A 24,715-nucleotide genomic window follows, 5' to 3' on the forward strand; every position below is an offset into this window, starting at 1 on the left:
AATCCCTTGATCATGGACACGCCAACCCTGCCCGACACCGGCGACACGCCGGCCACCACTGCTCGCAACGACCGCAGCCGGGTGCTGCGCGCGTTCAACATCAGCCTGGGCTTTGTCCTGCTACTGGTGGCGATGTTCGCCCTGCAGAGCAGCGGCTGGGATTGGCGGCCGTGGGCGGTAGCGCCGCTGGAAGCCAGCGGTCTGGCCGGCCTGCTTGGCGCGCCCTTGTTACATGGTTCAATCGAACACCTGGGCGCCAACGCGGTCGCCCTGCTCATTCTCGGCACGCTGGCCGGCAGTGTTTACCCCAAAGCCACCCTGCGCGCCCTGCCCTTGCTGTGGATAGGTTCCGGCCTGGGCGCCTGGATGCTGGGCGATGCCGGCAGCCGCCACCTCGGCGCCAGCGGCCTGACCCACGGCCTGATGTTCCTGGTCTTCGTGCTCGGCCTGCTGCGCCGCGACCGGCCGGCAATCGCTGCCAGCCTGATCGGCTTCCTGTTCTACGGCAGCATGCTGATCACCATCCTGCCGCACGAGCCGGGCGTGTCCTGGCAATCGCATATGGGCGGAGCTGCGGCCGGCGTGATCGCCGCGCTGTTGTTCCGCAACGTCGACCCGCGCGCTGAGCGCAAACGCTATAGCTGGGAAGACGAAGAAGACGCCGAACAGCTGGCCGAAGCCGACAACGAACTGGAGCCGCCCGCACCGGGCCAAGTGCCAGTGCTGTGGCAGCCGCGCGAAGGCCGTGACTATGAAGTGGTGGTGCCGCTACGGCGACCAACACCCAGGCAGGATGACTAAGGTTGTTTTGGCGGGGCTCCGTTCATTGCCACATGCAAGCATCCCCAAGCTGCCGCTCCCAAAATCAGCACTACCATCGAACTGGACATCAGCTGGAACACAAAGGCGGGCCGATCATCAGCCCAGTAATAGTAGTGGACCGTGTTGTTTCGTAGTGACCCGCCGATCAGGACACCACGCATCATCCCCAGGGCCAACGCACTCCCCTTGCCGAGGCTATAAACCGCAAGCATTGCACCAAACAATGCCATTACGGCACGAATGATGGCCGGCACAGCATCGTGGCTATCTGACCCGCCGGAAGTTGCGGCCTGACTCGGTTGTGCTCCGCCAAGATCCTTGTTCCTGCGCTTGGTCCGGCGGCTTGCTACTGGCGGCCGTGATCTATCCCTATGCCGGCCCTGAGAGCCTGAGGACGCCTGTTGCACTGGAGGCGGCAGCTCAACGACGTCGCTGGGAACGCTCAGCCCCAACTGGTCAGCAACCCGCTGCAAGAACGCCTGCGTTTTTGCCCTGCCTGGCCTTATCTGCACGGTTTCAAAACTGAGCTGGTGCTCGCTGCTGTCGTTGTTGATCAACCACAACTGGGCCGGGAATCGCGTCGGGCCGCGGCCGCTCGATCTGCTGGCAATCACCAGACGACGAAGCTGAAGCTTCCGGCGGTCATCCAGGGCAAATACTTCAACTTTCGCAGCAGCCCCGAACATATTGCACGAGCGACGTATCGCCCGATTGCCGGGTACATCGATTTCCAGTGTTTCCCGTACTCGTGTGTACCAGCCACTGGCGAGCGCCATCACTGGCAATGCCATCAAACCCAGCAGCGGCAGCAGTGGGTCCAGCAGCCCGCCTCTCATCATTTTCCAACGAAAGTCGACGTCCCCAATCAGTAGCACGGGCAGTCCGAGCAAGAGCAGTACAACGAGCAGCAGTGCCACCCGCAGCAGCCAATTGACCGCGTGGACCCGCAGCACCGGTCCTTCTTCGTAGCGATACCCAAGCAACATGTTCCGCCCTCATCCGTGATGGGCAACGATCCGTAGTGACCGTTCCGACGACGATCAGTATCTCATCGGCCACGTTCGACCACGGTCAAGGGGCCAGCAAGGTTGCTCCCGAAGTTTCATTTGGCGGCAATGCTCAGATGCCATCCACCGCCCGCCGCCCCAGCGCCGGGTCATCGGTAAAGAACGCATCGATGCCCGCCTGCAGATAGGCGCGGATCTCGGCCACCGAAGCCTCCGGGTTGCGTGCGTTCTCCTCACCCTGGCGCAATGCCGGTGGCAGGAACGGGTTTTCCGGGCGGAAGCTGTAGGCCACTACCTGCAGGCCGGCGGCATGCGCATCGCCGATCAAGGCGGTAGGCGCCGCCAACTTGCCCTGTGCATCCAGCGGCACCAGCGCGCGCCGTTCCACGCCGATCGCATTGGCATAGCCGGCGATATCGCGCAGCCCAACCGGCGTCATCATCTGTGCATAAGTCAGCTTGCCGCCGGCCAAGACAACGTCGGCCGGCTTTTCGTCGCTGGAATCAAGCAGCTGCAGCAGGCGGATATTGCTGTCCTTGCCGAGCTTGCTGCGGATCTGTCGCAGGTTGGCGGTCTCGAAGGACTGCAGCAGGATCGGCGCGACTTTTGTGTAGCTGTTGCCCTGCAGACTGGCCAGCAGCTTGTCTTCCATCGGCAGGCCGATGCTCTGGAAATAGCTGCCGTGCTTGATCTCCGGCGCCAGGCCGATGCCGCGGTTGGCGCGCCCAGCCTGCTGCACCAGAAAGCTGATGATCTCGTCCAGGGTGGCAATGCGGAACTGGCCGTCGAAGGCGGTGCCACGGATCTGCGGCAGGCGCTCGCGCGCATACAGCGTCTTCAACTCGGCAACGGTGAAGTCTTCGGTGAACCAGCCTTCGACCTGCTGGCCGTCGATCAGCTTGCGGGTGCGGCGGCTGGCGAACTCGGGGTGGCTGGCGACATCGGTGGTCGAACCGATCTCGTTCTCGTGCCGGGCCAGCATCACCCCGTCCTTGCTCATCACCAGGTCCGGCTCGATGTAATCGGCGCCATCGCTGATGGCCTGTGCATAAGCGGCCAGGGTGTGCTCGGGCAGCAATGCACTGGCACCACGGTGCGCGTACACCGAAACCTGGGGATAAGTCTGTGCGGCTGAGCTGTCCATTGCCCAACAGCATGCCACGCCACCCCCCACCGCCATCAACCAGGCCCAGCTTCGCACCGTCAGCACTCCTATCGAAAACAAGGCGCGCAGCATGACGGCCGCATGTGACGTGCGGAAGAACATCGCGTCACTGATTGCGTTGCCACTCCCAGCCATCCGCGCTGGCATGTAGCCGCGCGGTGATGCCGATGGCCTGCAGCAGCGCCTCGTCATGCGAAACCAGCAACAAGCTGCCCTGGTATTGGCGCAGCAGGTCTTCCAGAGCCGCCAGCGCATCCAGGTCCAGGTGATTACCGGGCTCGTCCAGCAACAGCAGCTGTGCCGGTGGATCGGCATACAGCGCACAGGCCAGCCCGGCTTTCAGCCGTTGCCCGCCACTGAGCAGGCCAGAAGGCATCTGCACCTGGTTTGCATCCAGACCAAGCAAGGCCAACCGGCTGCGCAGTTCGCCCTCGGCCATGGTTGGATTTCGCAGGCGCAAAGCTTCCAGCACGCTGCTGTGCGCAGGCAGCAGCTGCAGTTGCTGGTCCAGCAAGGCAGCTGGCACCTGCACGCTTACGTCGCCAGCCAGCGCTGGCAGTTGCCCGGCCAGCACCTTCAGCAACGTCGACTTACCCACACCGTTGCCGCCGGTGATGGCGACGCGTTCACCCCGGCGCAGGTTGAAGTCCAGCGCGCGCAGCGCCGGTGCCACATGCGGCAGCTGCAGTCCGGTGGAACGCACCACCCACTCCGGTCCGCTGGTTTGCACGTTTGGGACCAGCAACACCGGGGCGGCGGCTTCGCTGTCCGCCTGCGCCTCGCGCACCGCGTGGTGCAGCTGTGTCTGCCGTTGATCCAACTGCGCGCGCGCCTTGCCGAGACTGGCTTCGGCACGCTGCCGCTGCAGGCCAAGCAGGATCGGCGCTTGATTTGCATTGGCGGCATCGCGGTTGCCGCGCGCGCTGCGTTGTTCCAGCCGCTGGCGTTGCTCGCGCAGCGCCTGTTCGCCCTTGCGGCGTTCGTGGCGACGTTGCTGCAGCAAGGCCTCGGCCGCCGCACGTTCGCCAGCGCGCGCCTGTGCATAAAACGCATGATTGCCGCCGTAGCTGCGCAGCCCCTGCGGCGACAGTTCGACAATGCGTTCCACCTGTTGCAGCAGCAGCCGGTCATGGCTGACCAGGATCAGGCCCTGCTTTCTCGCGCGCAGCTGCTCTGCCAACCAGTGCCGGCCAGCGTGATCGAGGTGATTGGTGGGTTCGTCGAGGATCAGCCACTCCACCGGCTGCAACAGCGCACCAACCAGAGCGACGCGCATGCATTGCCCGCCACTGAGCTTATCCACAGGTGTATCCGCATCCACGCCGTGCAAACCTGCATCGGACAGTGATTGCTGCAAGGTTTCACACAGGCTCCATTGCTCGCCAATTGCGTCGAAATCCGCTTGTAGCGTGCTTCCAGCTTCAATCCTGCGTAATGCATCCACACGCTTATCCACAGCTGCGAGTTCGGCTACGCGCTGTCCTGTCTGTAGCTGTACCTGCTGTGCGAGGTAGTAGGCCTCACCGATACGACGGCAGTGCCCGGCACTGGGCTGGCGCAGCCCGGCCAGTATCTGTGCGAGCACGGATTTGCCCACGCCATTGCGACCGACCAGACCGGTGGGGCGGTCATCGAACTGTGCGTTGAGGTTGGAGAACAGGCTGCGCCCATCGGGCGTCTGCCACGCGACGCCGTCCAGCGTCACGGAAATAGAAGTTGTCATGCGGTATTCCATCGATGCCCGAAGCACCCGACCGCCAGCGGCAGCAAGGACTGGTAGGGACCGTCATCAAGACGGTGACATCAATGGCGCATTGGACTGACTCCGTTGGCGGGGGAATCCCGTAACAGGGCCTAGCCTAACGGTGGCAAACAGAACTGTCAGTAACCGGCGGCGTGTACTGGCCCGCGCCGCCGCTGCCCGGAAAGGCGTTGCTCAGGCCTGCGCCGCACGGTGCGTGGCGCACAGCTTGTTGCCGGCCGGGTCACGCAGATACGCCAGATAGAGCGGACCGAACGGGCTTTGCCGCGGTCCCGGTGGATCTTCCACGCTCACACCGCCGTGGCCCACACCCGCCGCATGCCAGGCCTCCACCACGTCCGGCGAGGCGCAGCTGAAGCCGATGGTGCCGCCATTGGCATGGGTAGCCGGCTCGCCATTGCGCGGATGGCCGACGATCAGCAAGGCACCGGCGTGGAGATAGACCACGTTGCCCTTGGGATCGACAAAGCCAGGCTTTGCGCCGAGCGTGGACAGCAGTGCGTCATAGAACGCCTTGGATGCCTCTATGTCATTGGCGCCAACCACGATGTGCGAAAACATCCACTATCTCCTGTTGTGTTGTCCGGCCATTGCGAGCCGTTGGCTCCACGCCGGCATCATTTGCCGATGCAAAAGCTCGAGAAAATCCTGCCCAGCAGATCGTCCGCGGTCATGCGGCCGGTGATTTCGCCGAGTGCGTCATGCGCGAGCCGGAGCTCCTCGGCGGCCAGCTCCAGCTGGTCGTAATGCAGCTGACCGTCGGCAGCGTCGAGATGCTCGCTGGCCAGTGCCAGCGCTTCAACGTGGCGCAGACGCGCTGAGAACTCGCCCTGCATGCCCTCGCCTGCGCCGTGGCTGGCGATCTCGCGCAGGCGCGCGTGCAGCAGTTCCAGGCCTTCGCCGTTGGCGGCAGACAAGGCAATGCTGTCTTCGCCGAGGTCCTGCGGCCACTGCGGCAACAGGTCGCTCTTGTTGTGTATCCACAGCTGACGGGTGGCCTGTGCGGCAGCGTCACCAATGGCTGCCCTGCCCGCTTCCGGGTCGCGGGCATCGAGCACGACAATGGCCAGATCCGCGCGCTGCATCTCTGCGCGGGCGCGGCGCATGCCTTCGCGTTCGATGGCGTCACCACCCTCGCGCAGGCCAGCGGTATCGACCAGCTGCAACTCCAGGCCGTCAATGCGGATGGTCTCGCGCAAGGTGTCGCGGGTAGTGCCGGCGATATCGGTGACGATGGCGCGCTCGCTGCCGGCGAGTGCATTGAGCAGCGAGCTTTTGCCAGCGTTCGGTGGCCCAATCAGCACTGCATGCAGACCATCACGCAGCTTGCGGCCGCGTTCGGCGTCGATACGCAGCTGGGCCAGCAAGGCCTTGGCCTGTTCGATGCCTGCCCGCACCTGCGCGCCACCGAGGGTATCCAACGGCTCATCAGCGAAGTCGATGGCCGCTTCAACATGGATGCGCAGCCGCACCAGTTGCTCACCCACTTCTTCCACGCGGCGCGAGAACACACCATCGAGCGAGCGACGGGCGGCGCGGGCAGCACGCACATCGCCAGCGGCGATCAGGTCGGCGATGGCTTCAGCCTGGGCCAGATCGAGCTTGCCGTTGAGAAAGGCCCGCTCGCTGAACTCACCGGCGCGGGCCTGGCGTGCACCCAGCTCGATGCAGCGGGCAAGCAGTTGGCGCAGCACCACCGGACTGCCATGGCCTTGCAGTTCCACCACGTCCTCGCCGGTAAAGCTGCGTGGGCCGGGGAAGTACAGGGCGATACCGTCGTCGATGATCTCGCCTGCATCATCGCGGAATTTGGCGTAGTAGGCGTGGCGCGGCTTGAGCTGTGGACAACCCAATGCAACCGCGATGCGCAGTGACTGCGGGCCGGAGACGCGCAGCATGCCAACGCCACCGGCAGCGGCGCCGCTGGCGATGGCAACAATGGTCTGGCCTGTGGACACGTCGCTCATGATTTACAGCTTCTGCAGTTGCGCGCGGGCCTGGGCTGCACCGCTGCCTTGCGGTTGCAGTTCCAGATAGGTGCTGTAGGCCTGCTTGGCCTTGGTTTTGTCGCCAGCTTTGAAGTAGGCATCGCCAAGGTTCAGATAGGCCACCGCGCGCGAGGGATCGATCTTCAAGGTGTTCTCCAGCCAGCGCGCGGCTTCGGCAAAGCGCTGCTGGCGGTAATAGACGAAGCCGAGGTTGTTCGCGGCTTGGGCGAAGTCCGGGCGCAGCTTCAATGCTTCGGTGAACTGCACGGCGGCTTCGTCATAGCGCTTCTCGCGGTACAGCTGCAGGCCGCGATCATTGGCCTGCTGCGCGCGCTGACGGTCCGAAGTCGGTACGGCGGCCGGCACCACCAGGGTGCTCTTGCCCCCCTGCAGATCGGCCACGGTTACCGGTGCTTCGGTCTTGCCCGCAGGCTTGGCGTCCTGCACGGCATCGACCCGGCTGTTCAGTGCGATGGCATCAGCCGAGAGCTGGCTTGTGTCGGCGTTGAGGAATTCCTGGCTGTCCGGCACCTGAAACACGAACTCGCCGCCCTGCGAACCCGGCAGACTGCCGAAGGCCGGGGTCTGCCGCGATACCGCCGACACCGCAGGCGCCACATACGCAGCCAACTCGGTGCCGGTGATCAGGCCATCGCCGTTGAGATCGCCCTTGCCGGCCAAGGCCTGCAACAGCACCCAGGTGAATACCGAATGCCCGTTCGGGCCGCTGTCGGCCACCTGCTGGTCGGCGCCGCCGGCGGTCAACATCTGCCGCGCGCTGCGGCGTGCGTTCTCGCGCAGGAACGACGAGGAACTACCGCCACCACGGGTCAGCCCAAGGCCGCTGTAACAGGCATCCATCACGAACAACACGTGCTTGGCTCGCATGCTCTCGGCGATGTTCTGGATGTCGGTCATCGCGATTGCATCGGTGGCAAATTCGTTCGGATCCGAATCCACCGGAATGATGTAGCCGAGGTCGCGGCCAGAGGCGAGCTGGCGGGTTGCGCCATGGCCGGCGAAGAACACGAACACGCGGTCGTTCTTGCCGGTGCGCTCATCGGCAAGGCGGTCGTGGAAGGCAGCGAGGATGTTGTTGCGGGTGGCCTGCTGGTTCTTCAGCACGATCACCTGCGAGGACGGGAAGCCGAACTGGCCGGTAAGCGTATCGGCGATGGACTGCGCGTCGCGGCCGGCGTATTCGAGCTTGGGCCACTTGGCGTAGTCATCGATGCCAATGACAATCGCCCAGGATTTTTCGTAGCCGGTGGTGACCGTGGTGTCGGCCACCGCGCCCTTGCGCGCACGGCTGACACTGAAATCACGGCCATTCCAGCCGGCGAACTGGTAGCCGTCGGCGATCAGCTTGTCGAGGATCTGCGGCAACGCTTTCACCGCGCGGTCGTGGATGTCATGGAACAGGATGATGCCGCGCTGTTCCTTCTGCACCTGGTCGACCACGCGCTGCACGATGGATTCGGGCACCGGATCGGCCCAGTCCATCGAGTCGATGTTCCACATGATGGATTTCAGGCCGGCTTCGTTGAGCAGCTGCAGGCCTTCGGCATTGCGCGCGCCATACGGGAAGCGGAACAGCGGCGCGCGTTTGGCATCCACGCCCTTGAGCAGCGTGTCGGTATCCAGCACCTGCTGACGCAGGGCATCGCCGGTGGTGCGCGACAGCTGCGCGTGGGTCAGGCTGTGGTTGCCGACCGCGTAGCCGTGCTCCATCAGGCTGCGGCTGATGCCGGCCATCGACCCGAGCTTGACCTTGCCATCGGCCTCGACTGTGCCGAGATTGCGGCCAACTTCAAAGAACACACCCGGTACGTCGTAGCGCTGCAGGATGGCGACGACTTCATCGGTGTACGCCTTGTGCGGGCCGTCGTCGAAGGTCAGCACCACGGTCTTCGCTGGCAGGTCGCGTCCGAAGATTTCGCGGTCGCTGTCCTGCATCGACATCGGGTAGGGCTCGATCACACCGAAGTCGCGCAGGATCGCATCGCGCTTGTACAGCGTGTTGAGGTGGGCAACATAGTCGTCCCACTTCTCGCGCTTGAGCTCGATGGCGCGGGTACGTTCGAAGCGGCTGAAGATGCGGGTCAGTTCCTGGTTGTAGTTGCGCTCGATCTCATCGAGCGCGTCCAGGTCTTCGCCGATGCGCTGGTGCAGCTTTACGGCTGGCAGCGAGGAGTCCGCGCCCACGCGCTGATGCAGTTCGCGCAGTATTTCGCGGAAAGCCAGACGGTCGGCGTCGTAAAGCTCAGGCGAGGATTCGACGTAATCCAGCACCGTGCCCAGGGTGGCAAAGCGTTGCGGACTGGGGTCACGCAGCAAGGCGTCGAACTGCGCGGCGATGGTCTGGCGCTGTTCCAGACCATCGTGAAACAGCTGCTGGCCAATCCGGCTGGAAGTCTGGCGATCGGCCGGCGATTGCTGCGCTTCATCGGCAAGCAACACGACGATGCGGCGGTGGCCATCCAACTGTTTTTGTAGTGCGATGAGCAGCGGTGCCGCCGCTGGGTTTGCCGCGGCTGCAGCCTGTGCGCTGGCCTGGGTTGGCGTCGCGGTACCGGTCTCGTCCTGTTTGGAACAGCCGGCAATCGCTGACGCGGCAAGCAACACGGCAGGCAGGATCAGGCGGCGCGACAACGAACGGGGCATGGCAGGCTCGGGGGTGAAAGGGTGCAGCAGATGTGGTGATTCTAACGCCACAGGCGAAGAGGCCGGCTTGCGACGAAATGCCGCCCCCTTTGTAGGAGCGGCGTAAGCCGCGAAGCCGACACTGCTTAAACCCCTCGCAGCTGTGCGATCTGAAGGTGTCCCTGCTTCGCGGCTTACGCCGCTCCTACAAACAGCCGAACGATCTGTCTTGGTGTGGCCTCCCCCACATGCGAAAAGCCCGCCTTGCGGCGGGCTTTTGCTTACTTGGCTTCGATCACCTTGCTCGGCGCGTCTTCGCCGTGCTTCTTGATCATCCACCACTGCTGCAGCAGGCTCAGGCCGCCGTTGACCACCCAGTACAGGACCAGGCCGGACGGCATGAAGGCCATCATCACGCCGAATACCAGCGGCATGAACTGCATCATCTTCTGCTGCATCGGGTCCATGCCCACAGCCGGGGTCAGCTTCTGGGTGAACCACATCACCGCGATGTTGATGATCGGCAGGATGAAGTACGGGTCACGCGCGGTCAGATCCTGGATCCAGCCCAGCCACGGTGCCTGGCGCAGTTCCACCGATTCCACCAGCACCCAGTACAGGGCGAAGAAGATCGGCATCTGGATCAGCAGCGGCAGGCAGCCACCCAGCGGATTGATCTTCTCCTTCTTGTACAGCTCCATCATCGCGGTCTGGAACTTCTGCTTGTCGTCGCCGTAGCGCTCCTTCAGCTGCGCAATACGCGGCTGGAACTTGCGCATCTTGGCCTGCGACTTGAATTGCGCATTGGCCAGCGGGAACAGCGCCATCTTCAACAGGATCACCAGGCCGATGATGGCCCAGCCCCAGTTGCCGACCAGCTTGTGCACCTGGTTCATCACCCAGAACAAGCCCTGGCCGATGATGGCCATGATCGAGAAGCGGCTGTAGTCGACCACGCGGTCCAGGCCCTTCACGTCTTCCTTGGCGATCTGGTTGACCAGCTTCGGGCCAACCCACAGGCGTGCCTCGGTGCTGACCTTCTGGCCGGGGGCCACAGTGAAGCCCGGGCCGCGGGTTTCGATCACGTTGCGCGGGCCGTTCTGCGACAGCAGGTACAGCGCGGACTGGTCAGCCTGCGGAATCCAGGCGGTGAAGAAATGGTGTTGCAGCATCGCCACCCAGCCACCACTGATGGTCTGGTTGATCGGGCCGTCTTCCATGTAGTCCTTGAACGCGCGGCGCTGGTAGCCATCGGCCGGGCTGAACCAGGTAGCGCCGTTGAAGCTGAAGGAATCCGGGTTGGTCATGCCCTTGTTGATCACCGGCGGCACGCGATCCAGCTTGCGGAACACATAGCCCTGCCACGGTGCAGTACCGGTGTTGACCACTTCATCCTTCACGCTGATGGCGTAATCGCCACGCTTGAAGGTGTAGGTGCGGTGGATGCTGACGCCGTTCGGGCCGTTCCACACGAACGGCACCTGCACTTCATTCTGGCCATCGGCCAAGGCCACGGCGGTGACACCCTGCGCCGGCTGGAAGCCGTTCGCGCCCGGCACCGGCGAGTTGTTCTGGCTGGCCCAACCGGCGGTGGCGCTGTACGGATGCGCCTTGTCTTCGGTGAGCAGCTGCACCGGCGGGCTGCCGGCGGCCTTGGTCTGCGGAAACTGCAGCAGATCGGCGTCGAGCACGCTGCGGCCGTCGAGCACCAGCTTCAGTACGTCGGTGGTGACGGTCACGCGCTGGGCGCTGGCAGCGGCTTCCATGCCCGGTGCAGCGGCGGCAGCAGGCGCTTGGCCCGGCACGGTCGCTTGCGGCACGTCGGCGGTAGCCGGTGCATGCAGATCGACGTCATTGGCACCCGGCACGGCCGGCTGGGTGGTGGCCACGGTTGCCGGATCCGGTGCGGCCTTTTCGCGACCCCATTCCATCCACAGCAGCACGGCTACCATCAGCCAGGCAAAAATCAGGAATACACGGGTCTGGTTCATCAGCAGGCAGGCTCGGCTCGACCGGAGGAAGTGTCCGGTCCGTTCAAAGGAAGAGGGGCGGGTGCGCCCTCGTGCGGCGGCATTGTGCCGCCCGCAGCCACAACGGGCAATGCGCCGGCACGGCGCAGCAGGCGCTCGAACGCCTCACGGATCTGTTGATTACTGGCGGTCTTGGCCGCGGATCGGGCAACGATGACGTAATCGCCACCACTCAGGCACGACCGTAGATGGCGTGTTGCATCCCGCAACACACGCTTGATACGGTTACGACCGACCGCACGCGTATCCACCTTGCGTGACACAGCCAAACCGAGTCGAGCAGGGGTATCCCCTTTCAACCAGTGGAGTGTCATCAAGGGATCGGATACACGGCGGGCGCCGTTGAAGACCGTTGTATATTCGGCACGCGTACGAACCCGCGCAGAGCGAGGAAATCGCTTACGCGGGTAGGCACTGATCACGATCGGTGTTGCGATTGCCGCTTCACGCGGCAACGCAATCAAGCGCTGAGGACTTTGCGGCCCTTGGCGCGGCGACGCGACAGGATCTTGCGGCCGTCGGCGGTCTTCATACGAGCACGGAAACCGTGATCGCGCTTGCGCTTGAGGTTGCTGGGCTGGAACGTGCGCTTGGTGGCCATTGGGGCACCTGTATGAAGTGGACGGAAAGAACCGGAAATTCTATAGACCCTGCCGGGGTCACGTCAAGTCTTGCTTGACAAAGCTATCCACAGGCCGGTGTACATCTTGTGGATGAGCCTGTGAATAAATCCGGGACAAGCATTCCCGCATCGGGCCTGCGGTGGTAGTCTGGGCCATCCACTTTCCCCCTTCCGGCCTGTGGCCCGGCGGCTTTCTGCGCCCGGCTGGCAAGCCTTTGACGACTATTGCTGATGGATGCCTGGACACGTTGTCTCGAACGTCTGGAGGCGGAATTTCCGCCCGAAGATGTCCACACCTGGTTGAAGCCGCTGCAGGCCGACCAACGCGCTGACAGCCTTGTGCTGTACGCGCCAAATGCCTTTATCGTCGACCAGGTGCGCGAACGCTACCTGTCGCGCATCGGCGAATTGCTGACCCATTTCGCCGGTTTCGGCGAGGTGATCCTGGAAATCGGCTCGCGTCCGCGTGCGCCGGAACCGGCCCCGCTGGTCGCGCCGAGCGCCAGTTATGTGCCGGCCGCGCCGGTGGTGCCGTTCAACGGCAACCTCGACGCCCACTACACCTTCACCAATTTCGTCGAAGGCCGCAGCAACCAGCTCGGTTTGGCGGCGGCATTCCAGGCGGCGCAAAAGCCGGGTGATCGTGCGCATAACCCCTTGCTGCTGTACGGCGGCACCGGTCTGGGTAAAACCCACCTGATGCTGGCTGCCGGCAATGCCATGCGCCAGGCCAATCCTGCGGCAAAAGTGCTGTATCTGCGTTCGGAACAGTTCTTCAGCGCGATGATCCGTGCGCTGCAGGAAAAGTCCATGGACCAGTTCAAGCGCCAGTTCCAGCAGGTCGATGCGCTGCTGATCGATGACATCCAGTTCTTCGCCGGCAAAGACCGCACCCAGGAAGAGTTTTTCCACACCTTCAACGCGTTGTTTGACGGCAAGCAGCAGATCATCCTGACCTGTGACCGCTACCCGCGCGAAGTGGAAGGCCTGGAAGCCCGCCTGAAATCGCGTCTGGCCTGGGGTTTGTCGGTGGCCATCGAGCCGCCTGACTTTGAAACCCGTGCTGCCATCGTGCTGGCCAAGGCCCGCGAACGCGGCGCCGAGATTCCGGATGACGTGGCGTTCCTGATCGCCAAGAAGATGCGCTCCAATGTGCGCGATCTGGAAGGTGCACTCAATACGCTGACTGCCCGCGCCAACTTCACCGGCCGCGCGATCACCACCGAGTTTGCCCAGGAAACCCTGCGCGATCTTCTACGTGCCCAGCAACAAGCCATCAGCATCCCAAATATCCAGAAAACGGTTGCCGACTACTACGGCCTGCAGATCAAGGATCTGCTGTCCAAGCGGCGCACCCGTTCACTGGCCCGTCCGCGCCAGGTCGCCATGGCGCTGACCAAGGAACTGACCGAACACAGCCTGCCGGAAATCGGCGATGCGTTTGCCGGCCGCGACCACACCACGGTGCTGCACGCCTGCCGCCAGATCCGCACGTTGATGGAAACCGACGGCAAGCTGCGCGAGGACTGGGAAAAGCTGATCCGCAAGCTCAGCGAGTAAGCCCCGGCGCTGCCCTGTGGAAACGCTCATCGATGAAACAGGTGGGAAAACCATTGGGGCAGCAGGGTCTGGGCGGTAAGTGGAGCGAATGATGCACCGACGCCACTGCGGCGTCATCGCACAAAACGGTGCATCATTCGGGGGCAGGCTTGGGAGAAGTTGTGGATAAAATTGGTCGGCAAATCCGCGTCAAAATTATCCACAGGTTCACCCACCAGCTCAGCGTCAGTAATACATGGGTTTCAGCTTCAATAAAACATTTAAAAACAAACACTTAGGTGTGTTTTAAGCCAAATCTGGCTCTACCAGCACCACCAAGCTTTTGATTTAATCCACATCTTTTAAAAGCATAGGGGCACGAAACCACATGCGTTTCACACTGCAGCGCGAAGCCTTTCTCAAGCCGTTGGCCCAGGTTGTCAACGTGGTTGAACGCCGTCAGACCCTGCCGGTTCTGGCCAATTTCCTCGTCCAGGTTCAGGGCGGCCAGCTTTCGCTGACCGGTACCGATCTGGAAGTGGAAATGGTCTCCCGCATCGCGGTCGAAGACGCCCAGGACGGCGAAACCACGATCCCGGCACGCAAGCTGTTCGAAATCATCCGCGCCCTGCCCGATGGCAGCCGCATTACGGTTTCGCAGACCGGCGACAAGATCACCGTCCAGGCCGGACGCAGCCGCTTCACCCTGGCGACCCTGCCGGCGAATGACTTCCCGTCAGTCGACGAAGTTGAAGCCACCGAGCGCGTCGTCGTACCGGAAGCGGCGCTGAAGGAACTGATTGAGCGCACAGCCTTCGCAATGGCGCAGCAGGACGTGCGCTATTACCTCAACGGCCTGCTGTTCGACCTGCGCGACAGCATCCTGCGCTGCGTCGCAACCGATGGCCACCGCCTGGCACTGTGCGAAACCGCGCTGGAAAACGATAACGGCGCCAAGCGCCAGATCATCGTGCCGCGCAAGGGCGTTACCGAATTGCAGCGTCTGCTGGAAGGCGGCGAGCGCGAGGTCGAGCTGGAAGTCGGTCGCAGCCACGTGCGCATGAAGCGCGACGATGTCACCTTCACCTCGAAGCTGATCGACGGCCGTTTCCCGGATTACGAGGCAGTGATTCCGATTGGCGCCGACCGCGAAGTGAAGGTTGAGCGCGAAACCCTGCGTGCTTCGCTGCAGCGTGCGGCAATTCTCTCCAACGAGAAGTACCGCGGCGTTCGCGTCGAAGTGACGCCGGGCCAGCTGAAAATCAGCGCGCACAACCCGGAGCAGGAAGAAGCCCAGGAAGAAATCGAAGCCGATACCGTGGTCAGCGATCTGGCTATCGGCTTCAACGTGAACTACCTGCTCGATGCCCTGTCGGCACTGCGTGATGAGCACGTTGTCATCCAGCTGCGTGATTCGAACTCCTCGGCACTGGTGCGTGAAGCCAGCAGCGAGAAGTCGCGTCACGTGGTGATGCCGCTGCGTCTCTGACCTGCAGGTTCCACGTGGAACACGAAGAAGCCCGGCCTAGTGCCGGGTTTTTTTGTGGCTTGGATTCTGGCTGAGGTTCCACGTGGAACAGCCAGGACGAAGCCCTGGAATTCACTGATTTCTGATTGTTTGGCAGCCCTATCCGCCTGCTTCCTCGGTGGAGCAGCGAAGAGCCGGCAGATCTCCGGCCGATATGAATCTCGAGGCGTTCTCCAGCTACCAGGGCCGGCAACCATTCGACAGCAGCGCCCAGAGACCTGATTCCAGTTCATGCCTATCGGCCTCGCCATTGCCTTGAAGCACATCGAGATTCCTGCACTGGATTTCCTGTCTGATCCGATCGCGTCAGCGCTTACCGGAAGCCTTTGATCCACAGAACCTCTTCCCTGCCTGGCTGCACCAGCCGTCCATGTCCGAGCATGGTTCCGCTGATCCTTCGTGTTGGCTAACGAGATCAAAGATCAGCAATTCGACATTCTCCGTGTTTCAGAGCGTCCAGCCCGATCGGCATCGCTGGGCGAGCAGCCAAATTGGTGAAATCCGGGAGCTGGGACGCTGACCGGTTTCTCAGAATTCAAGAAATCAGCCCCCATTCCGGAGCCGCTCCCAAGGGATGACGAGGCAGACGTGGCAACCGTCGCAGATCGGCCTCGGATTTCTTGAAATCTGAAACCTGTAGCTGAATCCCAGCTCCCAGAATTCAAAGATTCACAGCTCTGGTTTTTCGCCCTTTCTGGCTGCCGGTTTTCTGAGCTCTATGCTTTAAATCTGAGAATAAATCAAAAGCTTGGTGGTGATGGTAGGAGCAGATTTTATGTAAAACTAGCTTAAGTGATTGTTTTACATAAGCTTATTGGCATTGAAACCCCCTGTAAAACAGGGCTTCAAGCCTGTGGATATCTGTGGATAAGGCCGAAGAGGGCTCTCAAGGCCAATCTTATCCACAGATTGCCAAACTTATACACAGGGTTTGTACCCGGACCTATACATGCTCAGAAAACCACTGTGTTTTCTCAAAATCTGCAGGGTTGGTGCCCTGAAGGTCTTTCAGATTTCAAGAAATCTTGTGATGTTCCACGTGGCACAGATCGGCATTGCTCCAGTGAACGCGTCCGGTCTGCTCAAACCTGGTGGATGCTTTAAGCTGCGCATGGCCAGCCACGGCCCTCGTGCTGGCGTCGTGCTTTCTTTCGAGCGTCAATGCATATCGTCCGTGTTGCCTTGAACCGCGTGCGTCGGTTCGATTCGGTGGAACTGGCTCCCCGCCCCGGCATGAACCTGATTACCGGCGCCAATGGCGCGGGCAAGACCAGCGTGCTCGAAGCCCTGCACCTGATGGCCTATGGCCGCAGCTTCCGAGGCCGTGTCCGCGATGGCCTGGTGCAGAAAGGCGCCGAGAATCTGGACGTTTTTGTCGAATGGCAGGAGCGTAGCGACGCAGAACTGGGCGTTTCAACGCGTCGGGCAGGCCTGCGACACAGCGGGCAGACCTGGAAAGGCCGTTTGGATGGCGAAGATGTCGCCCAACTGGGAAATCTTTGCGCCGCACTGGCGGTAGTGACCTTCGAGCCGGGCAGCCATGCCTTGGTCAGCGGTGGCAGCGAACCCCGTCGGCGTTTCATCGATTGGGGATTGTTCCACGTGGAACCTGACTTTCTTCCCCTGTGGCGCCGCTATACGCGGGCTTTGAAGCAACGCAATGCGCTGCTGAAGATGGGCGCCCCTGGCAAACAGCTGGATGCCTGGGATTGGGAGCTGGCCGAAGCTGGCACTCCCCTGACCTCCCGCCGCCAGCATTATCTGGAGCGGCTGCAGGATCGGGCGGTCGCAATCGCTGCGGATCTGGCCCCGGGCCTGCAATTGAGTGCACTGGAACTGCAGCCTGGCTGGCGCCGGCATGAAATGTCATTGGGCGATGCCCTGTTGCTGGCCCGCGATCGCGATCGCAGCGCGGGCTATACCTCGGTTGGCCCACATCGAGCCGATTGGAGTGTTGGTTTCACGCAGATTCCCGGCCGTGATGCGCTATCCCGCGGGCAAGCCAAGCTCACCGCCCTGGCCTGCTTGCTTGGGCAGGCTGATGATTACGCCAGCCAACGTGGCGAATGGCCGGTAATCGCGCTGGATGACCTGGGCTCGGAGCTGGACCGTGATCATCAACACCGCGTTCTGCAGTACCTGGCGGCAACACCTGCGCAGATATTCATCACGGCAACCGAAACGCCGGCTGCGCTGGAAGCCGAACTGAGTCCAGCGGCTGTGTTCCACGTGGAACATGGCACCATCAATGCCGTGATTTGACCCTTCAGGGCGGAAATCCCCCCGGCAGGTATAATCGGAACGTCATCCCCTATCTCTCATGCCCGGTCCACGGAACGGCGCATGACCTGCGGAGCCTACGGCAAGCGCAATGAGCGAAGAACAGAACACCCCGGTCAACAACGGCAATTACGACGCCAACAGCATCACCGCATTGGAAGGCTTGGAGGCTGTTCGCAAGCGTCCCGGTATGTACATCGGCGACGTCCATGACGGCACTGGCCTGCACCACATGGTGTTCGAGGTTGTCGACAACTCCATCGACGAAGCCCTCGCCGGTCATGCCGACAACGTGCTGGTCACCATCCATGCCGATGGCTCGGTATCGGTGGCCGATAACGGCCGTGGTATCCCGGTCGGTAAGCATGCGCAGATGAGCCAGAAGCTCGATCGCGAAGTCTCCGCTGCCGAAGTGGTGATGACCGTCCTGCACGCAGGCGGCAAGTTCGACGACAACAGCTACAAGGTTTCCGGTGGTTTGCACGGCGTGGGCGTCAGCGTGGTCAATGCGCTGTCGCAGAAACTGATGCTGGATATTTTCCAGGGCGGTTTCCATTACCAGCAGGAATACGCTGACGGCGCCGCGGTAACCCCGCTGAAGCAGCTGGAAACCAGCGATCGCCGCGGTACCGTGCTGCGCTTCTGGCCATCGGTTGCGGCGTTCCACGGCAATGTGGAATTCCATTACGAAATCCTGGCTCGCCGCCTGCGCGAGCTGTCGTTCCTGAATTCCGGCGTCAACATCACCTTGGTGGATGAGCGCGGCGAAGGCCGTCGCGACGACTACCATTACGAAGGCGGCATCAAGAGCTTCGTGGAACACCTGGCGCAGGTGAAGACTCCGCTGCATCCGAATGTGATCGCGGTAACCGGCGAAGCCAATGGCATCGTGGTGGAAGTCGCATTGCAGTGGACCGACTCCTACCAGGAAACGATGTACTGCTTCACCAACAATATTCCGCAGAAGGACGGCGGTACCCACCTTGCCGGCTTCCGCGCCGCGCTGACCCGCACGCTCAACAACTACATCGAGCAGAGCGGTATCGCCAAGCAAGCCAAGATCAGCTTCACCGGCGACGACATGCGCGAAGGCATGATCGCGGTGTTGTCGGTGAAGGTTCCGGACCCGAGCTTCTCCAGCCAGACCAAGGAAAAGCTGGTCAGCTCCGATGTGAAGCCGGCGGTGGAAAGCACCTTCGGCGCCAAGCTCGAAGAATTCCTGCAGGAAAACCCGAACGAAGCCAAGGCCATTGCCGGCAAGATCGTTGATGCTGCACGCGCTCGCGAAGCCGCGCGCAAGGCCCGCGATCTGACCCGCCGCAAGGGCGCACTGGATATCGCTGGCCTGCCAGGCAAGCTCGCCGATTGTCAGGAAAAGGATCCTGCGCTGTCCGAACTGTTCATCGTCGAGGGTGACTCGGCAGGTGGCTCGGCCAAGCAGGGCCGCAACCGTAAAAATCAGGCGGTGCTGCCGCTGCGTGGCAAGATCCTCAACGTGGAACGTGCCCGCTTCGATCGCATGTTGGCCTCGGATCAGGTCGGTACGCTGATCACCGCACTGGGCACCGGCATTGGCCGTGACGAGTACAACCCGGACAAGCTGCGTTACCACAAGATCATCATCATGACCGACGCCGACGTCGACGGCGCGCACATCCGTACGCTGCTGTTGACGTTCTTCTACCGTCAGATGCCGGAATTGATCGAGCGCGGCTACGTGTATATCGGCCTGCCGCCGCTGTACAAGATCAAGCAGGGCAAGACCGAGTTGTACCTGAAGGATGACCCGGCGCTGGATGCTTACCTGGCCAATAACGCCGTGGAGAATGCGTCGCTGATTCCTGCAGTTGGCGAGCCGCCGATTGAAGGCGTCGCGCTGGAAAAGCTGTTGATGACCTACGCAGCCGCGCAGGAAACCATCAACCGCAACGCGCATCGCTACGACCGCAGCCTGCTGGAAGCGCTGGTCGATTTCACGCCGATGGACCTGGAACACCTGCGCACCGCTCCCGAAGGCGAAGGTCTGGATGCACTGGCCAAACGTCTGAACCAGGGCAGCCTCGGCACGCCGCGTTTCACGCTGGTTCTGCAGGAACCGAACGAACAGCGCCCGGCTGCGGTGCTGGTCACCCGCCGTCACATGGGCGAGGAACACATCCAGGTGTTGCCGTTGTCTGCATTTGAATCCGGCGAACTGCGTCAGTTGCACCTCGCCTCGCAGTTGTTGCACGGGCTGGTGCGCGAAGGTGCCACCATCAACCGGGGCAACAAGTCTTCGGAAATCACAGGTTTCGCGCAGGCACAGGCCTGGTTGATGGAAGAAGCCAAGCGCGGGCGCATGATCCAGCGCTTCAAGGGCCTGGGTGAAATGAACCCGGAGCAGCTCTGGGATACCACGGTGAATCCGGATACGCGCCGCCTGTTGCAGGTTCGCATCGAAGACGCGGTTGAGGCCGATCAGATATTCAGCACCTTGATGGGTGACGTGGTGGAACCGCGTCGTGACTTCATCGAGAGCAATGCGCTGAAGGTCATGAACCTGGATATCTGATCCAGCGCAACCGTCAGTGTGGGCGCTGGCAACGGCGCCCACCTTCTATCCGAGCCACGCCCCAGGTCCGCGATGTCCACCCTTCCCGACGTACCGCTCCCCTCGTCTTCCCCTGCCCTATCCAAGCCCGGCTCGCCGGTGCGCGGCTTTGCCTTGGATCTATTGATCGGCATTGCCACGCTGCTGTTCCTGAGTGTGCTGGGCGGTCTGGTCTGGGCGTTATGGCGTGGTGTCGAGGTTGGCATGCAGGCTGCGCGCGACGGTGCTGCCCCGCCAGCAGCAGAGCTGGCAACCGCTTTGGGCACACCCGGTGCCTTGCCGCAGATGCTGATTGCACTGGTATCCACTGGTGGTGCGGCGTTGCTGCTGTACTTCCTGCGCCGTCGCGCCAGTCCGGCTGAGCGTGCGCAATCGAATCAGGCCATCCGCCGTCCATCCACCTGGGGGTGGATCGCAGTCGTCGCTACCGGTGTTTTTCTGGGTAGCAGCGGGATTGGCTGGATCGCCAAGCAGATGGGCGTGGAGCCGGTGCCAACCAACCTGTTGCTGATGCAGCAGGCGTGGGCGCAGTACCCACTGTTCCTGATCGTCTTCGCGGTAGTGCTGGCGCCGGCCTACGAAGAACTATTGTTCCGTCGCGTGCTGTTCGGGCGCCTGTGGGCCGCCAACCGTCCCTTGCTGGGCATCGTACTCAGCAGCATGGCGTTTGCACTGGTACATGAAATTCCTGGAACCAGTCCCAACAGCTTCCCGGCGATGCTGCAGCTGTGGTTGATTTACGGTGGCATGGGCGCGGCTTTTGCATGGGTTTATCGCAAGACCGGGACGTTATGGGCAGCGGTAATTGCCCATGCGCTGAATAACGCGGTTGCCTTGGCAGCGATGGTGCTGTTCGGCACGCAATAAAGCTGCCGGCGATTGACGAAAAATTAAGCAAGACACTCGCACACTGCAGGCGTGAACGAGGGGGATCCCGGATGAAAGCTGTTGGACTAGCCGTTGTTGCCGCGCTGCTGCTCAGCGCATGCGCCACCACAACCTCCCCAACCGGGCGGCGTCAGGTCATAGGCGGGGTTTCGCAGCAGCAGCTGGATCAGCTCGGCGCGCAGGCCTTTGCAGAAACCAAGGCCAAGCAGACCCTCAACCGCGATGCCAGACAGAACGCCTACGTGCAATGCGTGGTCAATGCCTTGGTGGCGCAGTTGCCGCAGCAATACCATGGCGTACGGTGGGAAACTGCCGTATTCGTCGACAAGGAACCCAACGCCTTCGCCTTGCCCGGCGGCAAGGTTGGCGTAAATACCGGCATCTTCACTGTAGCCAAGAACCAGGATCAGCTGGCTGCGGTGATCGGTCATGAAATAGGCCACGTTATTTCGCGCCACCACGAAGAGCGGCTGACCCGCCAACAGGGCACGCAGGTGGGGTTAGGCATTCTGGGCGCTCTAGCCGGCGCAGCCTACGGCGATACTGCGGCAAGCGCGGTCAACCAGTTCGGTGGAATGGGTGCGCAAGGCCTGATCCTGCTGCCCGGTTCGCGCACCCAGGAAAGTGAGGCTGATGTGGTGGGGCAAAGGCTGATGGCACAGGCCGGGTTTGACCCCTCACAAGCGGTGAATCTATGGCAGAACATGATGGCAGCCAGCGGAAATCGCTCTCCGCAATGGCTTTCCACCCATCCAGACCCGGCCAATCGTATCCGTGAGTTGCAACGTGATACACCTGCGTTGGAGCCTGTATTTCAGCAGGCCAGGCGTTCTGGTGTAGTCCCACGCTGTGGTTAGTTGTAGGAAAATGCTGCAGTACACCATCAGAAGTGATTTCTCCGTCAAATAATTTCTGATACGTTTGTGTGCTCGGTTTCGTTCCGACAGTTTGAATTTCTACCGCCACGGCGGCCCCTTCGAGGTGAAACATGATCTTCCGCAGCCAAAAGCACGCCGTGCTCTCCATCCTCATCGCCACTGCATTGGGCGGTGTTGTCGTCGCTGATGCTGCTGCGCAGTCGCGCTCGTCCGAGCGTCGTGGAAACAAGGAAAGTGCCAAAGCGGAAGTGCTGTACCCGGAAGCCACCCGCGTGGACCCCAAGGGCAAGGCCTCCTCGAAGATGGGCAGCAAGCTCAACAAGCTGTTCGCGGCTTACAACAAGCAGGAATTCGCGGAAACCCGCACCCTGGCCGATGAAATCCTCGCTTCGCCGGATGCCAACGATTACGACAAGGCCATCGCCAACCAGCTGGCGTCGCAGGGGGCTTACAACCTTGACGACAACGCCGCTGCCAAGCAGTACCTGCAGCAGGCGATCGCGCTCAACCAGCTTGACAACAACGGCCACTTCCAGGCGATGTTGATGCTGGCCCAGCTGCAGCTGCAGGATGACCAGCTGGTCGAAGGTTTGGCCAACCTGGACAAGTACTTCGCCGAATCCAAGTCGAACAAGCCGGAAGAGCTGATCATCAAGGGTCAGGCGCTGTACCAGAGTGAAAAGTATGCCGAGGCAATCCCGGTGCTGAAGGCAGCCATTGCCGCCTCGCCCGAGCCGAAGGACACCTGGAACCAGCTGCTGATGGCGGCCTACTCCGAGGCTGGCCAAACCGGCGAAGCGGTGAAGGAAGCCGAAGCACTGGCAGCCAAGAACCCGGCCGACAAGAAGGCCCAGCTCAACCTGGCCAGCATGTACATGCAGGCCGACCAGATGGACAAGGCTGCTGCAGTGATGGACAAGCTGCGCGCGGCTGGACAGCTCACCGAAGAGCGCGAATACAAGCAGTTGTATTCGATCTACGCCAACACCGACAACAAGGAACGGGACGTCATTGCGGTGATCAACGAGGGTATCTCCAAGGGCATCCTCAAGCCGGACTACCAGACCTATCTGGCGCTGGCGCAGTCGTACTACTACACCGAGCAGGTGCCGCAGGCTATCGAGGCCTGGAGGAACGCGGCCCCGCTGTCCAAGGACGGTGAAACGTACCTGAATCTGGCCCGCGTTTTGCATGCCGAAGGCCGTGTTCCCGAAGCAAAGCAGGCCGCGCGTGATGCACTGGCAAAGGGCATCAAAAACCCTGCCGATGCAAACAAAATCATCAACCTGAAGTAAGCAGGAATAACGCCTGAACGGCTGCATTTTTGATGCGCAGCTGGTCAGGATTGGTATAAGCTTGGAGGTTCCTGCGGTGTCATGCACCGCTGAATCAGGGGTGGCTTCACACCACCACCCCGACCCCACTAAAGAGTTCTTGGCGCATGACGGAACAACTGGTCTTCCACCACAGGTATGACACCCAGAAAGAAACGGGCCTCAGCTGGCCGCGTATCGCGGGTATCGCATTTGTAATCGCACTGCATCTTGCAGCCCTGATGATGCTCCTGATTCCGGCCGTTGCCCCCAAGGCAGCTGCGGAGAAGGAACGCAACGTCATGGTGACGTTGGTCGACGCTCCGCCGCCGCCACCGCCGCCGCCGCCGCCGCCGCCGCCGCAGGACACCCCGCCGCCGCCGGTCAAGAACCTGGCGCCGCCGAAGGCTTCGCCGCTGCCGCCGCCGCCGGAAGCACCGCCGATCGATGTGGCCGAGCCGCGTCCGACCGACGTGGTCACGCCGCCGTCGCCGCCTGCACCGCCGTCACCGCCGGTCAGCATCGAGGCCAGCGTCGACATCTCGTCCAAGGCCATGAACCCGCCGCGTTACCCGCCGGCTGCATTCCGTGCCGGTATTCAAGGCGAGGTCATCCTGATCATTGATGTCGATGCCAGCGGCAACGTCACCAATGTATCTGTCGAGAAGTCCAGCCGTAACCGCGACCTCGACCGAGCTGCAATGGAAGCGGCGCGCAAGTGGAAGTTCAATCCCGCCAAGAGCGGTAACGCGAATGCAGCTGGCCGCGTTCGCGTCCCGGTCAACTTTGCGCTGAGCTGATCCAAGGGGCGGCTTTGATAGCCGCCACCAGGTCAGGTCAACATTAGCTACACCCTTTAACACCACACACAACAAAGGTAAGCGTCATGCTGCAGGAAATTTTCATCGCCGCTGCTGCCGGGGGCAACGCAAACAACGCTCTCTCGCAGATGGGCTTCGAGCATCTGATCCACGAAATGACCACCAAGCCGGGCGACTTTGCCGTCTCCTGGGTTGTTCTGTTGACCCTGGTGATCATGTCGGCCATGTCCTGGTACTGGACCGTCATCAACATCTTCCGTACCGCTCGCCTGAAGTCGGCAGCTGACCGCGTGCCGTCGCAGTTCTGGGATGCCCCGAACGCACAGGACGCCATCCGCGCCATGGAAGAGCAGCCGGCTTCGGAGCCGTTCTCCAAGATCGCTCTGGACGCAGCCCAGGCTGCTGCCCACCACCAGCAGGCTGGTGCTTCGGAAACCCTGAGCCGTTCGGAATTCGTTGACCGCGCCCTGCGTCAGGCCGTGACCCGCGAATCCAACAAGCTGCAGGGCGGCATGATCCTGCTGGCCACCGTCGGTGCAACCGCTCCGTTCGTGGGTCTGCTGGGTACCGTGTGGGGCATCTACGGCGCGCTGATCAAGATCGGTGCAACCGGTTCGGCCTCGATCGACGCCGTTGCCGGCCCGGTGGGTGAAGCACTGATCATGACCGCCATCGGTCTGTTCGTGGCTATCCCGGCCGTGTTCGCCTTCAACTTCTTCAGCAAGATCAACAGCGCGACTGTCAGCAAGTTCGACACCTTCGCTCACGATCTGCACGACTTCTTCGCCACCGGTTCGCGCGTTCGCTAATCCGGTACGTCGAGTAAGTCTTCGCAACGA

19 protein-coding genes are annotated in these 24,715 nt (G+C 62.0%); 10 read left to right on the top strand and 9 right to left on the bottom strand.

Going from position 1 to position 24,715, the window contains the following annotated elements; all coding sequences use genetic code 11:
* The first annotated feature begins 12 nt into the window (after positions 1–12).
* On the top strand, positions 13–801 hold the full coding sequence (locus tag ACVOK8_RS03460) for a rhomboid family intramembrane serine protease (RefSeq protein WP_481565587.1): 789 nt from the start codon (positions 13–15) through the stop codon (positions 799–801).
* Here ACVOK8_RS03460 and ACVOK8_RS03465 read toward each other — a convergent pair.
* From ACVOK8_RS03465 to rpmH, 9 genes are all read right to left on the bottom strand, one after another.
* A complete protein-coding gene (locus ACVOK8_RS03465) occupies positions 798–1,808 on the bottom strand; it encodes a hypothetical protein (protein ID WP_481565588.1) in 1,011 nt (336 codons plus the stop codon). The genes ACVOK8_RS03460 and ACVOK8_RS03465 overlap by 4 nt on opposite strands.
* A gap of 133 nt (positions 1,809–1,941) precedes the next feature.
* Positions 1,942–2,973 carry a glycerophosphodiester phosphodiesterase gene (locus ACVOK8_RS03470; protein ID WP_481565589.1) on the bottom strand — a complete coding sequence of 344 codons (1,032 nt, stop codon included), beginning with the start codon at positions 2,971–2,973 and terminating at the stop codon, positions 1,942–1,944.
* A 127-nt stretch (positions 2,974–3,100) separates the two neighbouring features.
* Positions 3,101–4,717, bottom strand: coding sequence for an ABC-F family ATP-binding cassette domain-containing protein (locus tag ACVOK8_RS03475; protein WP_481565590.1), 1,617 nt, complete (start codon positions 4,715–4,717; stop codon positions 3,101–3,103).
* Between the two features lie 213 nt (positions 4,718–4,930).
* The gene (locus ACVOK8_RS03480) at positions 4,931–5,317 is read right to left on the bottom strand and encodes a VOC family protein (RefSeq protein ID WP_481565591.1); all 387 of its coding nucleotides are present in this window, start codon (positions 5,315–5,317) and stop codon (positions 4,931–4,933) included.
* Between the two features lie 56 nt (positions 5,318–5,373).
* Positions 5,374–6,723 carry a tRNA uridine-5-carboxymethylaminomethyl(34) synthesis GTPase MnmE gene (mnmE, locus tag ACVOK8_RS03485; protein ID WP_481565592.1) on the bottom strand — a complete coding sequence of 450 codons (1,350 nt, stop codon included), beginning with the start codon at positions 6,721–6,723 and terminating at the stop codon, positions 5,374–5,376.
* Between the two features lie 3 nt (positions 6,724–6,726).
* Complete coding sequence (locus tag ACVOK8_RS03490) at positions 6,727–9,408, bottom strand: polysaccharide deacetylase family protein (protein WP_481565593.1); 2,682 nt, start codon at positions 9,406–9,408, stop codon at positions 6,727–6,729.
* Between the two features lie 260 nt (positions 9,409–9,668).
* A complete protein-coding gene (gene yidC / locus ACVOK8_RS03495; RefSeq protein ID WP_481565594.1) occupies positions 9,669–11,378 on the bottom strand; it encodes a membrane protein insertase YidC in 1,710 nt (569 codons plus the stop codon).
* A complete protein-coding gene (gene rnpA / locus ACVOK8_RS03500; protein ID WP_481565627.1) occupies positions 11,378–11,839 on the bottom strand; it encodes a ribonuclease P protein component in 462 nt (153 codons plus the stop codon). Before rnpA ends, yidC begins: the two co-directional genes overlap by 1 nt.
* Positions 11,840–11,877: 38 nt before the next feature.
* Positions 11,878–12,018, bottom strand: coding sequence for a 50S ribosomal protein L34 (rpmH, locus tag ACVOK8_RS03505; protein WP_006404565.1), 141 nt, complete (start codon positions 12,016–12,018; stop codon positions 11,878–11,880).
* A 252-nt stretch (positions 12,019–12,270) separates the two neighbouring features.
* Between rpmH and dnaA the strand changes: the two genes are divergently transcribed.
* The 9 genes from dnaA to exbB all read left to right on the top strand — a co-directional run bounded on the left by dnaA (position 12,271) and on the right by exbB (position 24,685).
* Positions 12,271–13,599 (top strand): chromosomal replication initiator protein DnaA, encoded by a 1,329-nt coding sequence (gene dnaA / locus ACVOK8_RS03510; protein ID WP_481565595.1) that lies wholly within the window; start codon positions 12,271–12,273, stop codon positions 13,597–13,599.
* 367 nt (positions 13,600–13,966) lie between these two features.
* Positions 13,967–15,067 carry a DNA polymerase III subunit beta gene (gene dnaN / locus ACVOK8_RS03515; RefSeq protein WP_057629944.1) on the top strand — a complete coding sequence of 367 codons (1,101 nt, stop codon included), beginning with the start codon at positions 13,967–13,969 and terminating at the stop codon, positions 15,065–15,067.
* Positions 15,068–16,267: 1,200 nt separating this feature from the next.
* Positions 16,268–17,368, top strand: coding sequence for a DNA replication/repair protein RecF (gene recF / locus ACVOK8_RS03520; protein WP_481565596.1), 1,101 nt, complete (start codon positions 16,268–16,270; stop codon positions 17,366–17,368).
* Positions 17,369–17,477: 109 nt separating this feature from the next.
* Positions 17,478–19,937 (top strand): DNA topoisomerase (ATP-hydrolyzing) subunit B, encoded by a 2,460-nt coding sequence (gene gyrB / locus ACVOK8_RS03525; RefSeq protein ID WP_481565597.1) that lies wholly within the window; start codon positions 17,478–17,480, stop codon positions 19,935–19,937.
* Between the two features lie 72 nt (positions 19,938–20,009).
* The gene (locus tag ACVOK8_RS03530; RefSeq protein ID WP_481565598.1) at positions 20,010–20,843 is read left to right on the top strand and encodes a CPBP family intramembrane glutamic endopeptidase; all 834 of its coding nucleotides are present in this window, start codon (positions 20,010–20,012) and stop codon (positions 20,841–20,843) included.
* Positions 20,844–20,914: 71 nt separating this feature from the next.
* Entirely contained in the window at positions 20,915–21,721 is an 807-nt protein-coding gene (locus ACVOK8_RS03535; protein WP_481565599.1) for a M48 family metallopeptidase, read from the top strand.
* Between the two features lie 131 nt (positions 21,722–21,852).
* Entirely contained in the window at positions 21,853–23,037 is a 1,185-nt protein-coding gene (locus tag ACVOK8_RS03540) for a tetratricopeptide repeat protein (protein ID WP_481565600.1), read from the top strand.
* Between the two features lie 146 nt (positions 23,038–23,183).
* A complete protein-coding gene (locus ACVOK8_RS03545; RefSeq protein WP_481565601.1) occupies positions 23,184–23,855 on the top strand; it encodes an energy transducer TonB in 672 nt (223 codons plus the stop codon).
* Positions 23,856–23,941: 86 nt separating this feature from the next.
* Complete coding sequence (gene exbB / locus ACVOK8_RS03550; protein ID WP_057629874.1) at positions 23,942–24,685, top strand: TonB-system energizer ExbB; 744 nt, start codon at positions 23,942–23,944, stop codon at positions 24,683–24,685.
* Positions 24,686–24,715 lie beyond the last annotated feature (30 nt).

The organism is Stenotrophomonas sp. STEN083 (assembly GCF_056759195.1).